The organism is Salinispirillum sp. LH 10-3-1, from assembly GCF_030643825.1.
Classification (GTDB): domain Bacteria; phylum Pseudomonadota; class Gammaproteobacteria; order Pseudomonadales; family Natronospirillaceae; genus Salinispirillum.
In genome coordinates this window covers 238,571-251,675 of the sequence record NZ_CP101717.1, presented here as the reverse complement: position 1 = coordinate 251,675, position 13,105 = coordinate 238,571, and the positions used below count along the sequence as shown (strand labels likewise).

The window sequence follows — 13,105 nt, the reverse complement described above, 5'->3', positions numbered from 1 at the left end:
CTAGCGAACCAATCACTGCGCCTTATGAAATTGCTTTGTACCCTTGCCCACGCAAGGCACCGCATCTCAGTCATTCTGCTTACCTTAAGCACAGCGATGATACTGAGTAGCTGTGTCAATCAGCCGCAATATCGCGACCTCGAAGAATATTGGTCGTTCGCGGAGTTGTATGACTTTGCGTATCTGGTATGCATAAGTCAGACCTACCGGCAGGAGGGCCGAATTGGCCCAGCGGACCGCTTAGATGAGGAAATATGGCAGTATATCGAACAAGGCGTCTATCCTGCGCGCGCCTATGGCCAGGTTAAAACCGCCTCGCGTCATTTCGCCGCGCGCATACCGAGTGGCGACGCCAATGTGGGTTGCGCGCGCTGGAAAAACAGTGACGAATTGACGACGGTTATTCGTCGCAGCATGGCCTGACGAAACATTTCAACGCTTCGACAAGTGAGGCTAAGACTGCTCGTAAGCTTCTTCCGCCTCCATCCAACGCGCCTCGGCTTCTTCCAACGTCTTCGTCAGTTCGCCCTGCTGTTTGAGTAAGTCCTGCAGTTCGGCTTGCCGTGAGCCATCGTACAAATCGGCATCGGCCAAACACTCGGTCACCCGGTTCAGCTCTGCCTGCACCTTTTCTAGCTGCTGAATGGCTTTATCAACCGCTTTTTTCAGCGGGGCACGACGCTGTCGATCCTCGGCCTCCTGCCGTTTCGCGGCTTTGCGATCGGTCGCTGGCGTAGTGCCCTTCTGATCAGTACTCGCTCGCAGCTCCGGCGCACTCAGCTCTTGCAGATAGCTGTCCAGATCGCCGCTGTAGGGCAACACCGTGCCGTCCCGCACCAGCCAGAATTCGTCAACCGTAGCTTCCATCAAGAAGCGGTCGTGTGATACCACGACCACCACGCCCTGATAGGCCTGCAGGGCATTGGCCAAAGCCGCGCGCATATCGAGGTCAAGGTGGTTGGTTGGCTCATCGAGCAACAGAATATTGGGTGACAGCCAAGCGATCAGGGCCAAGGCCAAGCGAGCCTTCTCGCCACCAGACATAGGGCCCACCAAATCATCCGCCATGGTACCTTGAAAATTGAAACCGCCAAGAAAGTCACGCGCCTGCTGTTCACGCGCCTCTGGCGAGAGGCGCATGATGTGCTGCAGCGGTGTGGCACCATGATCCAGAGCATCCACTTGGTGCTGCGCAAAATAGCCCGGATAATAATGCGCCCCACGGGTGCTCTCACCGGCCATGGCCGACAGAGTCCCCGAGAGATGCTTGATAAAGGTCGACTTACCGGCGCCATTTTTACCCAATAAACCAATGCGCATGCCGGGGTACAGATTCAGGTTTACTTGCTGCAACACCGCATGATCGCCATAACCCAGCGCCAAATTCGACAAGGCCAGCAAGGGACTGGACACCTTTTGCCCAGCAGTAAAAGTAAAGCGGAAGGGACTATCGACTTGCGCTGGCGCTAGATCCGCCATACGCTCCAAGGCCTTGAGTCGACTTTGCGCCTGACGCGCCTTGGTGGCTTGAGCGCGGAAGCGAGCCACGAAACGCTCCATATCAGCGCGACGCTCTTGCTGCTTTTCGTACGCTGCCTGTTGCTGCGCTTGGCGTTCTGCCTTTTGGCGTTCGTAAGCGGAATAGTTGCCTCGGTAGGTGATCAGCTGCTGCCCTTCAAAACTGATTACCTGACCAACCACGGCGTCAATGAAGTCTCGGTCATGCGAGATTAACAACAGAGTACCTTCATATTGGCGCAGCCAGCCCTGTAACCAGTGCACGGTTTCTAAATCCAAGTGGTTGGTGGGTTCGTCCAGCAGCAACAGCTCACTACGCTGAATCAGTGTTTGCGCCAAATTAAGACGAACACGCCAGCCACCGGAAAACGACGCCACGGTAGCGTCGAGCTGCGCGACGGAAAAACCCAAGCCAAGCAGGATACGCTCGGCTTCATGGCGCACCTGGTAACCCTGCAAGTCATCCATGCGGCCATGCAATATGGCCAGCTGATCGGTATCCTCCGCGGCTTCTGCGACAGCAATTTCATCTTGCAGGGCGCGCCATTCGGTCAAGCCATCCAGCACATGATCCACTGCCGAGCGGTTTAAACCAGGGGTTTCTTGCTGCATATGAGCCACGCGCCAACGCGCGGGGATATCCAGCACACCCTGATCGGCGGTCAGTTTGCCCAACAGCAATTGGAACAGCGAAGATTTTCCGGCACCATTGGGACCAATGATCGCCACTTTTTCACCGGGCGGTATCCGCGCCGTAGCGTTGTTCAACAGTATTTTACCGCTGCGCAATAATTGAATGTCTGAGAGTTGTATCATTTGGCTTCTGAATATTTGCTTAACAATGCGGCGCTGCATCATCCGCTGTGGTCGTTTTCCTTGGCGCTTTATGCGCGCCCAGGTGTGGCGGCTCATTTATTGGCACGGCAGGAAGAATATCACGTTTGGATCAATGACTGGTTGTTGTCGACGTGGTTAGCCCAACAGAATCAGACGCTGTGCAGCGACTTTAAATCGCGCATCGCTTCATGGCAGGAATGGCGCGAGGCCAACGTCTTGGTGTGGCGCGCGATGAGGCAGGGTTTGGATAAACAACAAAGCCCCGACGCCTATCGCAAGGCCAGTGCCATTGAGTTGAAGCTGGAACAGCTGGATCAGGCCTATTTGTACCAACACCATCGTCGGTTAGCTGAACGCTCGGCACTCAACCCGAAACGCTGCTTACAACTCAGCCTTCAGAAATTATCAGAGTGCCCTGAACGAGCACTACTATCCACCTCAGAGCTGCTTTTATCAGAAGCACGTGAATTGCCGCTATCGTGATGATCATGCTTTCGCCGCTCAATCACCTTTTCGATGGCGGCGTCTACCCAATCTAACAAGAATGACCACTCTTGCGTGTCAGTATCATGGCGGCTTTGCATATCCGTCAGACCTAGGCCATGCTCGGATGCTCGCACATAATACTGGGTATCACGCAAACTGGTAACAAACGGGATCTTTAGGCTGCGCAAAAACAATTCCAGCTTGGAGTACACAAGCGTATTGCGGCGCACGCGGTTGGCGACCGCACCGACCAAGATGGGTCGTGAGCGAAAAGCCGGGGAGAGCAGTACTTCTTTGATAAAACTGGTAGTGGCGCGAATATCAATCGGCGACGGTGTAACGGGAATAATCATGATGTCGGTATCACGAATCATATCACTCAAGGCATTGCCCTTAAGTCCTGCCGGTGTATCAATGATGACTCGCTCCGTTTCCTCCGGCAGCTTACGCATGACAAAGGTTCGAGTTGAATTAGCCAACTGGCTGTAGGCCGCCACACCATGAATGGTGCCCAAGCCACGATGCCGTGCTTGCAACCATTGCATCGACGAGCCCTGTGGATCGAAATCTATCAACGCCGTTGCCTTGCCGCTAGCGGCAAAGTGAGCGGCCAGATTCGTCGCGATAGTGGTCTTACCACAACCACCCTTGGAATTGGCGAGCACTACGCGCACTGGCGCTTCGTAGCGACTGATTCGAGTATCACTTACTGAGTTCTGCATGACGTCCATACACTTTGTCAACGCTGTTTGGAGTGATACAGGCACATCTGAATACAACTGCGCGTTGCGACGTCGTCGCGCGCCATCTCTGATGCATCCGAACCACTATTTGTCTTCTGTGTTTACAAAAGCAATTAACGGGCCAGCTTTACAAAATCATTGCAATAGTGCCAATTTGCCGTCCGAACCCAAGGCCAACACACGCCCTTGCACCCAACGTACATCCACTACTGACGCGCTTGTCCGGGTATACAGACCCTCTCCTTCCAGCCGCCAACGTCTTTGTATACTGCTATCCGTCAGTTGCCATAACAGAACTTTCCTTAATCGATCACCCGTCAATAACATGGCGTCGTTATTCACAAAGCGCGCCACGGAGATCGAGTCACGTTGCATAGGTAAGCGGCGCACTACTTGCCCGGTGTTGGTATTCCACACCCGACCTTCACCGCGCTGCGCTACCGAGAAGGCGTAGACCCCCGATTGCGACAATGCAATGGTACGTACTTGGCTGTCGTGTACGATGCGATGTGTAGCGCGGCCTTCAGGCAAATGCCAAAACAACGCACTGCCGTCATCACTGCCGGTGACCGCTCGCCGGGCGTCAGCCGACAGCGTCACCGCGTGAACCGGACCAGCATGCCCCCGCAGCCGAGCAATGATTTGCCCGGACACCATATCAAACATCGCTGCCGTTCCATCTTCCAAGCCTAGCAGAAGGTTCAAGCCTTGCTGGTCCAACGCCGCACTGCGGATATGATCGGGTGCTTCATAGAAAAAGATTGCTTGCCCAGAACGTGTCGACCACAACACCAAGAGCCGCCCTTGTACCGTAACGACGCGTTGGCCGTCTCCAGAAAAGGCAACTGTACTGAACAGTGAGAAAGGCTCACCATCAATATTTGTATCCAGGTTCCAATTATAGAGGCGGGCAAAAGAAGGGATGTTCCACAGGCTTCCACCGTGTAAAACCGAGCCGATGGCCGCCAGTTGGCCATCGGGCGAAATGGCACCGGCATAAAGTCCACGATCCGCTAACTGCCAGCTGCGCTCCGGACTGTCTGCACAACCCGACAGTACCAGTACAGCCAGCAGCGCCATACCGAGCACGCTTTGCCGCCACCGTACCTGCACCTGTGTTACTCCGGACTGGTGGTCAGCACCTTGTCTCGATGCACTTCATGCAATGCCTGGATGAGCTGATCTTCTAACTCAAACCGCTCTTCCAATGCTTCCGCTACCTGGGATACATCAGACTCTAGCGTATCAAGGTGCGCGCGCACTTCTTCAGCGCCGCTGTAGGTATCATTGAAGTCGAGCATCAGTTCAGTGGTGACCTGTATCCGCGGGAACAGCGCTTCAGCCAATTCGATGCCACCATCTTCAAACTCACGCGCCTCACGCATAAGCTGCTCATAGATTTCAAAGTGGCCGGCCGAGATATAATCCACCAATATTTCGCAAAAGGACTCAACTCGTCGTTCGATAGGCTCATCGGTTTTTTTCGAATCGGGCAAGCCTTTAATGGCGAACATACGGACGATCACCTCTCGGCGCTCGTTCAGCCAACGGTCTATGAGGTCATGAACACCACCCCACAACTCTTTCGCATTTGTGCACTTCTCAAGCATCGCGACTCTTCCTTCGAATTCCATTACGCCTAGAAAACCACCAGCGGATCAAAAATGCAACCAAAATGGCGTTACGGTAGTTTACGACCCGCCCATTTATTCTGCAGCGCGCTTACCGCATCCGGTTTCCAAACGAGAAGACCGGTGACCACCATAAAGCCAACAAACCATACCAGCGCCCAGCCGGGAATCGTCAGCCCCAAAAACGCCCAATGCAAATCGGCACAGTCCCCACTGCCACGGAACACGGTATTAAACACTTCCTGTAAAGGAAAGTTTTGCATCATGTATGATAAATCGGGGCCGCATGACGGCATCATATCACTCGGACGCCCTTGCAAATACACGTGGCGTGCGGCGATACCGGCGCCTATCGACGCACTGACGAAAGCTAAACTACTGTAGATACGTATACCTCGCGCGCCTGGGTTGTGTATCGCCGCCGCTAGGCAAAATAATGCGACCCCCATAAAGGCAATACGCTGAAATATACACAGTGGGCACGGCGCCATTCCTAAGCGGTTCTGAAAATACAAAATGCCTGTTAATATCAATATAAGTGCGCTGATCGCCACTAAAAAGTTCAGTAAACGGGTAGACAACAAAAACATGGAATCGCTCCACAAGACAAAGTAGGCTATTTTTAACAGGAGCCGTCGTTCAACGCAGCTCAATTTGGTGTAAAGGTCAGGATTTTGTTATGAAAATTGCATACTTACCGCTGAGGCGGCACTGGCTGGCACTGCTTTGCCTAGCCGGGAGCGTTTTTTGGTTCCCGGCGCAGGCACAAGACTTTGATTTCTCGCCAGCACAAGCGCAGTACCTCGACTTGCAACCTGAGTTCGTGCTGAACTATGGGCAGGATGGACGTGTACGCTTCTTACGTTTGGAAATCACACTGGTGATGATAAATGAGACGGATGTTATTGATGCAGGCTACCACTCGGCGGGCCTGCGTCACATCGTCGTGATGAATGTCACAGGCGCGCAGCATGCGGACTTGCATGATTTGGGTCGTCGTGATGCTTTAAGGGAGCGCATTCTTGAAGATATGCGAGAATATATGAATCGCGAAACCGGCCGCCCGATGATCCAGCAGGTGCTGTTCAGCAATCTTATTTTGCAGTAAGTCATCGCCCTACAAGGTTAGCTACACCAATGCTCTACAGCGGATTATACCCTTATACCGCTTGACGAGCGGCACCACGATGACCGGACAGCTGCAAGGCTTCATACCCATCGTGCCAGCCGGCTTCCCAAGCTGAGGCCAGCACTTCTTGGTCAAGGAAAGGACAGTCGGCCAAGCCTTTGCTGGTCAACCCTACAAAGTAACCTTTTTGATAAGCCTCATTCAGCTTATCGATGTCCCATGTCTCTTTCTTCGCTTGACTCATCACTCACCACCACTTCCTGTAGTTCTGCTCGGATACTCACCCTGTCATCATAGCGAAGGCCTTGACCTAACGGCGTAAGAGAAAGCCTACACTGACTGTAGGCTAAACTTGGGGATAAGAGCCGCATTCAGCATACTCGCTTGCCTATCGATTGATGTAACTCTGTACAAAGGCATCAAAGCTACCCGTCGTTTGCTGCTCAAGCTCATCCTGTGCAGCTATAGAAAGCTCTGCTTCCTGCGCAAGCGCGTCGAAGCGATCAGCGCTCAAAGGCTCAGCAAGCAGGGTATCACGATGCTCTGCGGCTAAACGTGCCACCAAGGTGCGATAGTCTTTCGTGTCGTTCGCCAGCGCCGCGGCCATTTGCCCTGAAGGTGTGGTTTCTGGTGCCGCCAACATGGCTCGGTAGCGTGTAATGGCTGCCTGTACCTGTACGGCATTGTCAGGCTGTACCGCTTGCAGTAGCGACTCCATGCCTGACAGAATGTCTTTTCCCCACTCGCGCAACGAGCGCACTGCACCCCGATCCACCAGCAACAGTTCCGGGTCTCGGCCATACAAAACGGTCAATTTTTTATTAAACTCAACACGCTCGCATTCGATATCACTGATCTCAGGCGCTTCTTCGGTCAAACACCAAAACAGAAACCAGTTCATAAAATGCAGCTGGTCACTGTCCACACCCAAGGGCAAATACGGATTCAAGTCCAGACAGCGGACTTCAATGTATTCAACACCCCGTTCCTCCAGCGCCTGCAATGGCTTTTCGCCACTGCGTGTGGTGCGCTTGGGGCGGATATCGGAATAGTATTCGTTCTCGATCTGCAGAATATTGGCGTTTAACTGCTGGTAACGTCCGTCCTGTTTTATACCCATGGCCTCGTAAGGCGGATAGGGTGTGTGTAGCGCCTGGCGCAAGGTTTTGATGTAGGTTGGCAAGCTGTTGAAACAGACTTTAAGACTCTGTTGCGCCGAATTGGTGTAGCCCATATCACTCATGCGCAAAGTTGTGGCCGTAGGTGACATCAGAGTATAGGTACCCTGAGCACGCAAACGTGCTGTGTTCTCCCGCAGGAACGTGCGATCAAGCGCGGGCGACGCGCCAAACAGGTACAACAACAACCACGAGTGCCGGCGAAAGTGCCGGATCAAACCAAAATACCGGCGCGACTGGAAGTTCACCAAGCTGTCCGTATCGCCTTTAAAGGCCTGCCACGCTGGCCAGAACTCATCTGGCACGGAATAGTTGAAATGCACCCCGGCGATGGTCTGCATGATGCGCCCATAGCGATGCCACAGGCCATGCCGGTAGATGTGCTTCAGCTGGCCTATGTGCGAACTGCCGTATTCGGCAATGGGCACACTTAATTCACCGTCGAGCACGGACGGCATGCTGGCGGGCCAGATGTTTTCATCCGGGTTCACCTGCAAGGCGAACTGATGCAGCTCGCGCAAACAGTTCATACTGGCTTCTGGTGAGTCCACAGCGGGCGTAATAAATTCCAACAAGGCTTCGGAATAGTCCGTGGTGATCAAGGGATGTGTTAACGCCGACCCCAGCTCTGCAGGATGACCTTTCTGGCTGATACGCCCAGTCGCATCGACGCGCAAGCCCTCTTTTTCCAGCCCGTGCCGAAACTTAAACAACGCCTGGGGCTGTTTACTGAGCCAAGTTAGAAATGCGGCGTCTGCCATAAATGTAGTTATCCTAATATGAGCGCTCACGCAGAGTGTAGCGCATTACCGAAACAATCGTCGTCAGACATTTCGGTTATTGTTTAGCCTTTTGCAGTGCCTGCTGCAACAACGCAGCCATAGTGCCGTTTGTACTGGTACCGCTCGCGCTCGCAGAAGCACCTGAGCGCGTCGAACTCTTGTTCGCACGCTGCCCCTCTTGACGACTGGGTCTGCCACTGGCTTTTTGACCCTCCGCCTTGCCCGGCTCATCGTCCAAACGCATGCTCAGTGCAATACGTTGACGCGGCACATCAACATCCATCACCTTGACCTGCACCACATCACCCGCTTTAGCGACTTCTGCAGGGTCTTTGATGAATTGATGACTCATGGCCGAAATGTGCACCAAGCCATCTTGATGCACACCAACGTCAACAAAGGCGCCAAAGTTAGTCACATTGGTTACTACGCCTTCCAGCACCATGCCCGGACGCAAATCGCCGACTTTCTCTACGCCTTCTTTGAAGGTTGCTGTTTTAAACTCAGGCCGCGGATCGCGTCCCGGTTTTTCCAGCTCCGCCAGAATGTCTTTGACGGTGGGCAGGCCAAAACGTTCATCAGTGTAGGCCACCGGGTCGAGTTGACGTAAAAAAGCACTGTCGCCAATCAGGCTGGTCACCGGGCGCTTCGTGGTGGCAACAATCTTCTCCACCACACTGTAAGACTCAGGGTGCACTGCCGACGCATCCAGCGGGTTGCGCCCATTGGCGACTTTCAAAAACCCGGCGCATTGCTCGAAGGCCTTTGGCCCCAGGCGTGGCACGTCTTTCAGTTGCTTACGATCCTCAAAACGCCCTTGGCTATCGCGAAAGGCGACAATGTTACTGGCGATGGTGGTATTAAGCCCTGATACACGACTGAGCAGAGGCACCGAGGCGGTATTCAAGTCCACACCGACGGCGTTTACGCAATCCTCAACGATGGTTTCCAGCGAGCGCGCCAACGCCACTTGTGAGACATCGTGCTGGTACTGACCGACACCAATGGCTTTTGGGTCGATCTTCACCAATTCCGCTAACGGGTCTTGCAGGCGACGTGCGATGGAGATAGCACCGCGTATGGTTACGTCGAGATCAGGGAATTCGCGTGCGGCAAAATCGGAGGCGGAATACACCGAGGCACCCGCTTCCGACACCATCAGGGTATTGAGCTTGAGCTCTGGGTATTCACGTGCAATCTCGGTCGCCAACTTGTCGGTTTCGCGTGAGGCGGTGCCGTTACCAATGGCGATCAGCTCTACGTTATGCTTTTTACACAGTGCCACCACGACCCGCTTGGCTTCTTCCCAACGGTTCTGCGGCTGATGCGGATAGACGGCGTCGTGATCAAGCACCTTACCGGTCTTATCGACCACGGCCAGTTTAACGCCGGTTCGATAGGCCGGGTCCATACCCAAGGTCACGCGCGGCCCGGCGGGTGCCGCCAGCATCAAGTCTTTCAGGTTGCGGCCAAACACCTTGATGGCGTCTTCTTCGGCCCGTTCACGCAGCGTACCAAACAGGTCGGTTTCCAAGTGCGGCAACAACTTGACGCGCCACGTCCAGCGTACCACCTCTTTCAACCACGTACTGGCGGCACGACCGGTCACCGGCAAATTGAGGTGCAGGGCAATCATGCTTTCCGGGTAGTCGGGCGCATAAGCATCTGCGTCGAGCTGCAGGTTCATTTGCAGCACCCCCTCGTTGCGCCCCCGAAACACCGCCAGCGCGCGATGCGATGGCATGTTTTTCCAAGCTTCATGGTGGTCAAAGTAATCAGCAAACTTGGCCCCTTCTTGCTCTTTACCGGGCACTAAGGTCGCGTGTACTTGCCCCTTTTCCTGCAAGAACTGACGCAGCTCGCCGACCAAGCTGGGCTGTTCGGCAAAGCGCTCCATTAGGATGTACTTAGCGCCTTCGAGCGCCGCCTTCACATCAGCCACACCTTGATCAGCATTCACATAGCCCGCAGCAACGACTTCCGGCTCTTGGTCAGGGTTGTTCAACAGACTGTCAGCCAGCGGCTCCAAACCGGCTTCAATAGCAATCTGGCCCTTGGTACGGCGCTTAACTTTAAAGGGCAGGTACAGGTCTTCCAACTCTGTTTTCGTGGCCGCGCTATTGAATGCCGACGCCAAATCCGGGGTCAGTTTGCCCTGCTCTTCAACCGCTTTAAGAATGGCACCGCGACGGTCTTCGAGTTCAGTGAGGTAGCGCAGACGCTCTTCCAAATTACGCAGTTGAGTATCGTCCAAGGCGCCGGTTATTTCTTTCCGGTAACGGGCGATGAAGGGAACCGTAGCGCCTTCGTGCAAAAGCTGCACAGTGGCCACTACCTGACGTCGATCCACCGCCAGCTCATGGGCAATTTGCTGGCTGATACGCGACAAAATCTGGGTGTCCATGATGGATATTTCCTTAGTTCAAATGCTTGTTGGCGTCCGCAAAGAGCTGCTCTACGTCGTCTTGATTAAAATTGTATTTGGCATGGCAAAACTGACAGTCGACCTGCACGACGCCGTCCTGCGCAATCACTTCGCGAGCACTCTCAATGCCGAGCGAATAGACTGCGTTGGCGCTGCGTTCGCGCGAGCAGGTGCACTGAAACCACACGTCAGTCGGCGGGTAGGTGCGAACCACCTCTTCATGGAACAGACGATACAGCATGGACTCGTTGTCGAGCTCCAGCAGTTCTGCGTCCGTAATGGTTGCTGCTAATTGCGTTACGCGATCCCAGCCGTCGGCGTCGGCTTCCAACGAACTTTGTGAAGCACTGCCGGGCAATGCTTGCAGCAGCATACCACTGGCCCGTTTGCCATCCGCCGCGAGCCAGATACGGGTGCGAATCTGTTCCGACTGAAGGAAGTAATCTTCTAAGGCCGCCGCCAGTCCATGATCACGCAGCGAAACAATACCTTGATAGCGTTTGCCCACTTTAGGGTCAATGGTGATGGCGAGCGTGCCTTCACCCAACATGGCGCCACTGTCGACAAAGTCGTCATTATACTGGGCGATTGCACGCAGTTGCTCTTGGTTCTGTATTTCCGCCATTACCAAGCGCGCCTGCCCGGCACCACGTGCTTGTAAGCTCAGGATGCCCTCAAACTTTAGGGTATTGCTTAACAAGGTCACCGCCGCCATGAACTCACCCAGCAGTTGCTGTAATGGCTTGGGATAGGGATGCTGCTTCAATACATCCTGATAAGTTTGCTCTAGGCCCACTAATTCGCCACGAATGGCTAAATCGTCAAACAACAGGCGTTGACGCTGATCGGGATTACTCATAGGACGCTCAATTAATGCTCTGAATTCTGATCTTTAAGCCGTAACAAATCACGGCGCTGCTTTTTATTGGGGCGATGGTCGGGGGCCGCAGTGACCGCTCCCGCTTGACGCCGCAAATCTGCATTGGCGGCACGCCGCGCGATGCTGTCGGCGGTTTCTTCGTACAGGGTCTGGGCCACTGATGCAGGGCCGCGTTGTTCACTGAGCGCCCGCACTTCAACGGTTTTTTCTTCCCAGCCGAGGCGCAAGCGCAAGGTCGCACCGACTTCAACGGTACGACTGGGTTTGGCGCGCGTGCCATCGTAGTGCACCTTGCCATTTTCAATGGCGCTCTTGGCAAGGGAGCGAGTTTTAAAAAAACGTGCGGCCCATAACCATTTATCAAGGCGCACCGCAACGTCATTCATACACCATTTCCCCAAGACCGCCGAATATGCCTTCTATTGTATGGGCACAGGCCACAATTCCAAGGCCTAACGACCATCAAAGCTGGCTAACTCTCTGCCTCAATTGGAAACTTCACTCCCCATTCCCGACGCAATTGAGCCATCCAGGTTTGTAGACGCAGCGTGTCAACCCAACGCCACTGGGGACTTTCAATTTGGCCAGCCAGAATGCAATCTGTCGCGTGTTGCATTTCGTGAACAAACCCGCCGCCTGGTTCAGTACGCTGATAGATGATCTCGGACGGATTATGGCCGCCACCGTGCGATACCTGACGCGCGTCACACAGCGTACTCAGGCGCAACCAACCCTTGTCGCCATGCAAGGTTGCTTCATGCGGCAGCTCGCGGTCTAGCGCAAAATGCAGGTATGCACAGCGCCCGTCGGCGTAGTGCAGCGTCAGCTGATCGTGCACATCCACGCCCGTTGTGGCCAATTCGGCGCGGCTTTCCCAGCGCTCCGGCTCACCCATCCAGCGCCATGCGTGATAAAGACCATAGATGCCGATATCCAATAGTGCGCCGCCGGCCAACGCCAGATTCAGTAAGCGCCCGTTCGGGTCATCGGGCGCGTTAAAGCCAAAGCTGACGTGCAAAGACCGAAGCTGCCCGATGGCGCCGCCAGCGACCAGCTGCCGAACACGCTCTGTGCCGGGCAGAAAATCTGTCCACAGGGCTTCCATCAAAAAGGTGTTGTGTTGCTGTGCCAGTAGAGTCAGCTGCTGCCATTGCGCGACCGTGATCGCAGCAGGTTTTTCCACCAATACCGCGATACCGGCCCGCAGTGCTTGCGCAGCGGCGGCGGCGTGCATGCTGTGTGGTGTGGCGATGTAGAGCGCGTCAATGGCTCCACTGTGCAGCATCTCGCCAAGGTCCGTGAACTGCTGCGGCGTTCCGTAGCGCGCCGCGAAGGTTGCGGCGCCGGCCTTAGTCCGCGAACAGATAGCAGTGACAGTCATACGCTCGGTAAACGGCAGATCACCCATGAAGGCACCAGCAATACCGGATGACCCGACTACACCCCAACGCACTAAATTTTGCCTCGCGTCTGTCATGCTGTTGTTCCTTGTGCTG

14 protein-coding genes are annotated in these 13,105 nt (G+C 54.6%); 3 read left to right on the top strand and 11 right to left on the bottom strand.

Going from position 1 to position 13,105, the window contains the following annotated elements:
• Positions 1-96: 96 nt before the first annotated feature.
• On the top strand, positions 97-423 hold the full coding sequence (locus NFC81_RS01160) for a hypothetical protein (RefSeq protein WP_304995703.1): 327 nt from the start codon (positions 97-99) through the stop codon (positions 421-423).
• A 30-nt stretch (positions 424-453) separates the two neighbouring features.
• Here the strand turns inward: NFC81_RS01160 and NFC81_RS01155 are convergent, their stop codons facing one another.
• On the bottom strand, positions 454-2,334 hold the full coding sequence (locus tag NFC81_RS01155) for an ATP-binding cassette domain-containing protein (protein ID WP_304995702.1): 1,881 nt from the start codon (positions 2,332-2,334) through the stop codon (positions 454-456).
• On the opposite strand from NFC81_RS01155, the gene NFC81_RS01150 reads away from it, so the two are divergent.
• Positions 2,335-2,838 carry a TIGR02444 family protein gene (locus NFC81_RS01150; RefSeq protein WP_304995701.1) on the top strand — a complete coding sequence of 168 codons (504 nt, stop codon included), beginning with the start codon at positions 2,335-2,337 and terminating at the stop codon, positions 2,836-2,838. It begins immediately after the preceding gene.
• Here the strand turns inward: NFC81_RS01150 and NFC81_RS01145 are convergent.
• The 4 genes from NFC81_RS01145 to NFC81_RS01130 form a co-directional block, all read right to left on the bottom strand.
• On the bottom strand, positions 2,751-3,563 hold the full coding sequence (locus tag NFC81_RS01145) for a ParA family protein (RefSeq protein WP_304995700.1): 813 nt from the start codon (positions 3,561-3,563) through the stop codon (positions 2,751-2,753). The two genes, NFC81_RS01150 and NFC81_RS01145, sit on opposite strands and share 88 nt — an antisense overlap.
• A 156-nt stretch (positions 3,564-3,719) precedes the next feature.
• Positions 3,720-4,697: a hypothetical protein gene (locus NFC81_RS01140; protein ID WP_304995699.1), complete on the bottom strand. Its 978-nt coding sequence runs from the start codon at positions 4,695-4,697 to the stop codon at positions 3,720-3,722.
• Positions 4,698-4,702: 5 nt separating this feature from the next.
• The gene (rsd, locus tag NFC81_RS01135) at positions 4,703-5,194 is read right to left on the bottom strand and encodes a sigma D regulator (RefSeq protein ID WP_304995698.1); all 492 of its coding nucleotides are present in this window, start codon (positions 5,192-5,194) and stop codon (positions 4,703-4,705) included.
• A gap of 71 nt (positions 5,195-5,265) precedes the next feature.
• Complete coding sequence (locus NFC81_RS01130; RefSeq protein ID WP_304995697.1) at positions 5,266-5,805, bottom strand: disulfide bond formation protein B; 540 nt, start codon at positions 5,803-5,805, stop codon at positions 5,266-5,268.
• Positions 5,806-5,894: 89 nt separating this feature from the next.
• Between NFC81_RS01130 and NFC81_RS01125 the strand changes: the two genes are divergently transcribed.
• Entirely contained in the window at positions 5,895-6,323 is a 429-nt protein-coding gene (locus NFC81_RS01125; protein WP_304995696.1) for a flagellar basal body-associated FliL family protein, read from the top strand.
• A 52-nt stretch (positions 6,324-6,375) separates the two neighbouring features.
• Here the strand turns inward: NFC81_RS01125 and rmf are convergent, their stop codons facing one another.
• The 6 genes from rmf to NFC81_RS01095 all read right to left on the bottom strand — a co-directional run bounded on the left by rmf (position 6,376) and on the right by NFC81_RS01095 (position 13,086).
• Positions 6,376-6,588 carry a ribosome modulation factor gene (rmf, locus tag NFC81_RS01120; RefSeq protein WP_304995695.1) on the bottom strand — a complete coding sequence of 71 codons (213 nt, stop codon included), beginning with the start codon at positions 6,586-6,588 and terminating at the stop codon, positions 6,376-6,378.
• Between the two features lie 144 nt (positions 6,589-6,732).
• Positions 6,733-8,283 (bottom strand): glutamate--cysteine ligase, encoded by a 1,551-nt coding sequence (gene gshA / locus NFC81_RS01115; RefSeq protein ID WP_304995694.1) that lies wholly within the window; start codon positions 8,281-8,283, stop codon positions 6,733-6,735.
• A gap of 76 nt (positions 8,284-8,359) precedes the next feature.
• Positions 8,360-10,708, bottom strand: a complete 2,349-nt coding sequence (locus tag NFC81_RS01110) for a Tex family protein (protein ID WP_370529880.1) — start codon at positions 10,706-10,708, stop codon at positions 8,360-8,362.
• A 13-nt stretch (positions 10,709-10,721) separates the two neighbouring features.
• Positions 10,722-11,588, bottom strand: a complete 867-nt coding sequence (gene hslO / locus NFC81_RS01105) for an Hsp33 family molecular chaperone HslO (RefSeq protein WP_304995693.1) — start codon at positions 11,586-11,588, stop codon at positions 10,722-10,724.
• Between the two features lie 11 nt (positions 11,589-11,599).
• Positions 11,600-11,995, bottom strand: a complete 396-nt coding sequence (gene hslR, locus NFC81_RS01100; protein WP_304995692.1) for a ribosome-associated heat shock protein Hsp15 — start codon at positions 11,993-11,995, stop codon at positions 11,600-11,602.
• A gap of 86 nt (positions 11,996-12,081) precedes the next feature.
• Complete coding sequence (locus tag NFC81_RS01095) at positions 12,082-13,086, bottom strand: Gfo/Idh/MocA family protein (protein WP_304995691.1); 1,005 nt, start codon at positions 13,084-13,086, stop codon at positions 12,082-12,084.
• Between the last annotated feature and the right edge of the window lie 19 nt (positions 13,087-13,105).

Excerpts from the sequence above, each read along its gene's own strand:
- NFC81_RS01160 (WP_304995703.1), top strand. The coding sequence starts at position 97 with ATGATACTGAGTAGCTGTGTCAATCAGCCGCAATATCGCGACCTCGAA.
- NFC81_RS01155 (WP_304995702.1), bottom strand. The coding sequence starts at position 2,334 with ATGATACAACTCTCAGACATTCAATTATTGCGCAGCGGTAAAATACTG.
- NFC81_RS01145 (WP_304995700.1), bottom strand. The coding sequence starts at position 3,563 with ATGCAGAACTCAGTAAGTGATACTCGAATCAGTCGCTACGAAGCGCCA.
- rsd (WP_304995698.1), bottom strand. The coding sequence starts at position 5,194 with ATGCTTGAGAAGTGCACAAATGCGAAAGAGTTGTGGGGTGGTGTTCAT.
- NFC81_RS01130 (WP_304995697.1), bottom strand. The coding sequence starts at position 5,805 with ATGTTTTTGTTGTCTACCCGTTTACTGAACTTTTTAGTGGCGATCAGC.
- NFC81_RS01125 (WP_304995696.1), top strand. The coding sequence starts at position 5,895 with ATGAAAATTGCATACTTACCGCTGAGGCGGCACTGGCTGGCACTGCTT.
- rmf (WP_304995695.1), bottom strand. The coding sequence starts at position 6,588 with ATGAGTCAAGCGAAGAAAGAGACATGGGACATCGATAAGCTGAATGAG.
- gshA (WP_304995694.1), bottom strand. The coding sequence starts at position 8,283 with ATGGCAGACGCCGCATTTCTAACTTGGCTCAGTAAACAGCCCCAGGCG.
- NFC81_RS01110 (WP_370529880.1), bottom strand. The coding sequence starts at position 10,708 with ATGGACACCCAGATTTTGTCGCGTATCAGCCAGCAAATTGCCCATGAG.
- hslO (WP_304995693.1), bottom strand. The coding sequence starts at position 11,588 with ATGAGTAATCCCGATCAGCGTCAACGCCTGTTGTTTGACGATTTAGCC.
- hslR (WP_304995692.1), bottom strand. The coding sequence starts at position 11,995 with ATGAATGACGTTGCGGTGCGCCTTGATAAATGGTTATGGGCCGCACGT.
- NFC81_RS01095 (WP_304995691.1), bottom strand. The coding sequence starts at position 13,086 with ATGACAGACGCGAGGCAAAATTTAGTGCGTTGGGGTGTAGTCGGGTCA.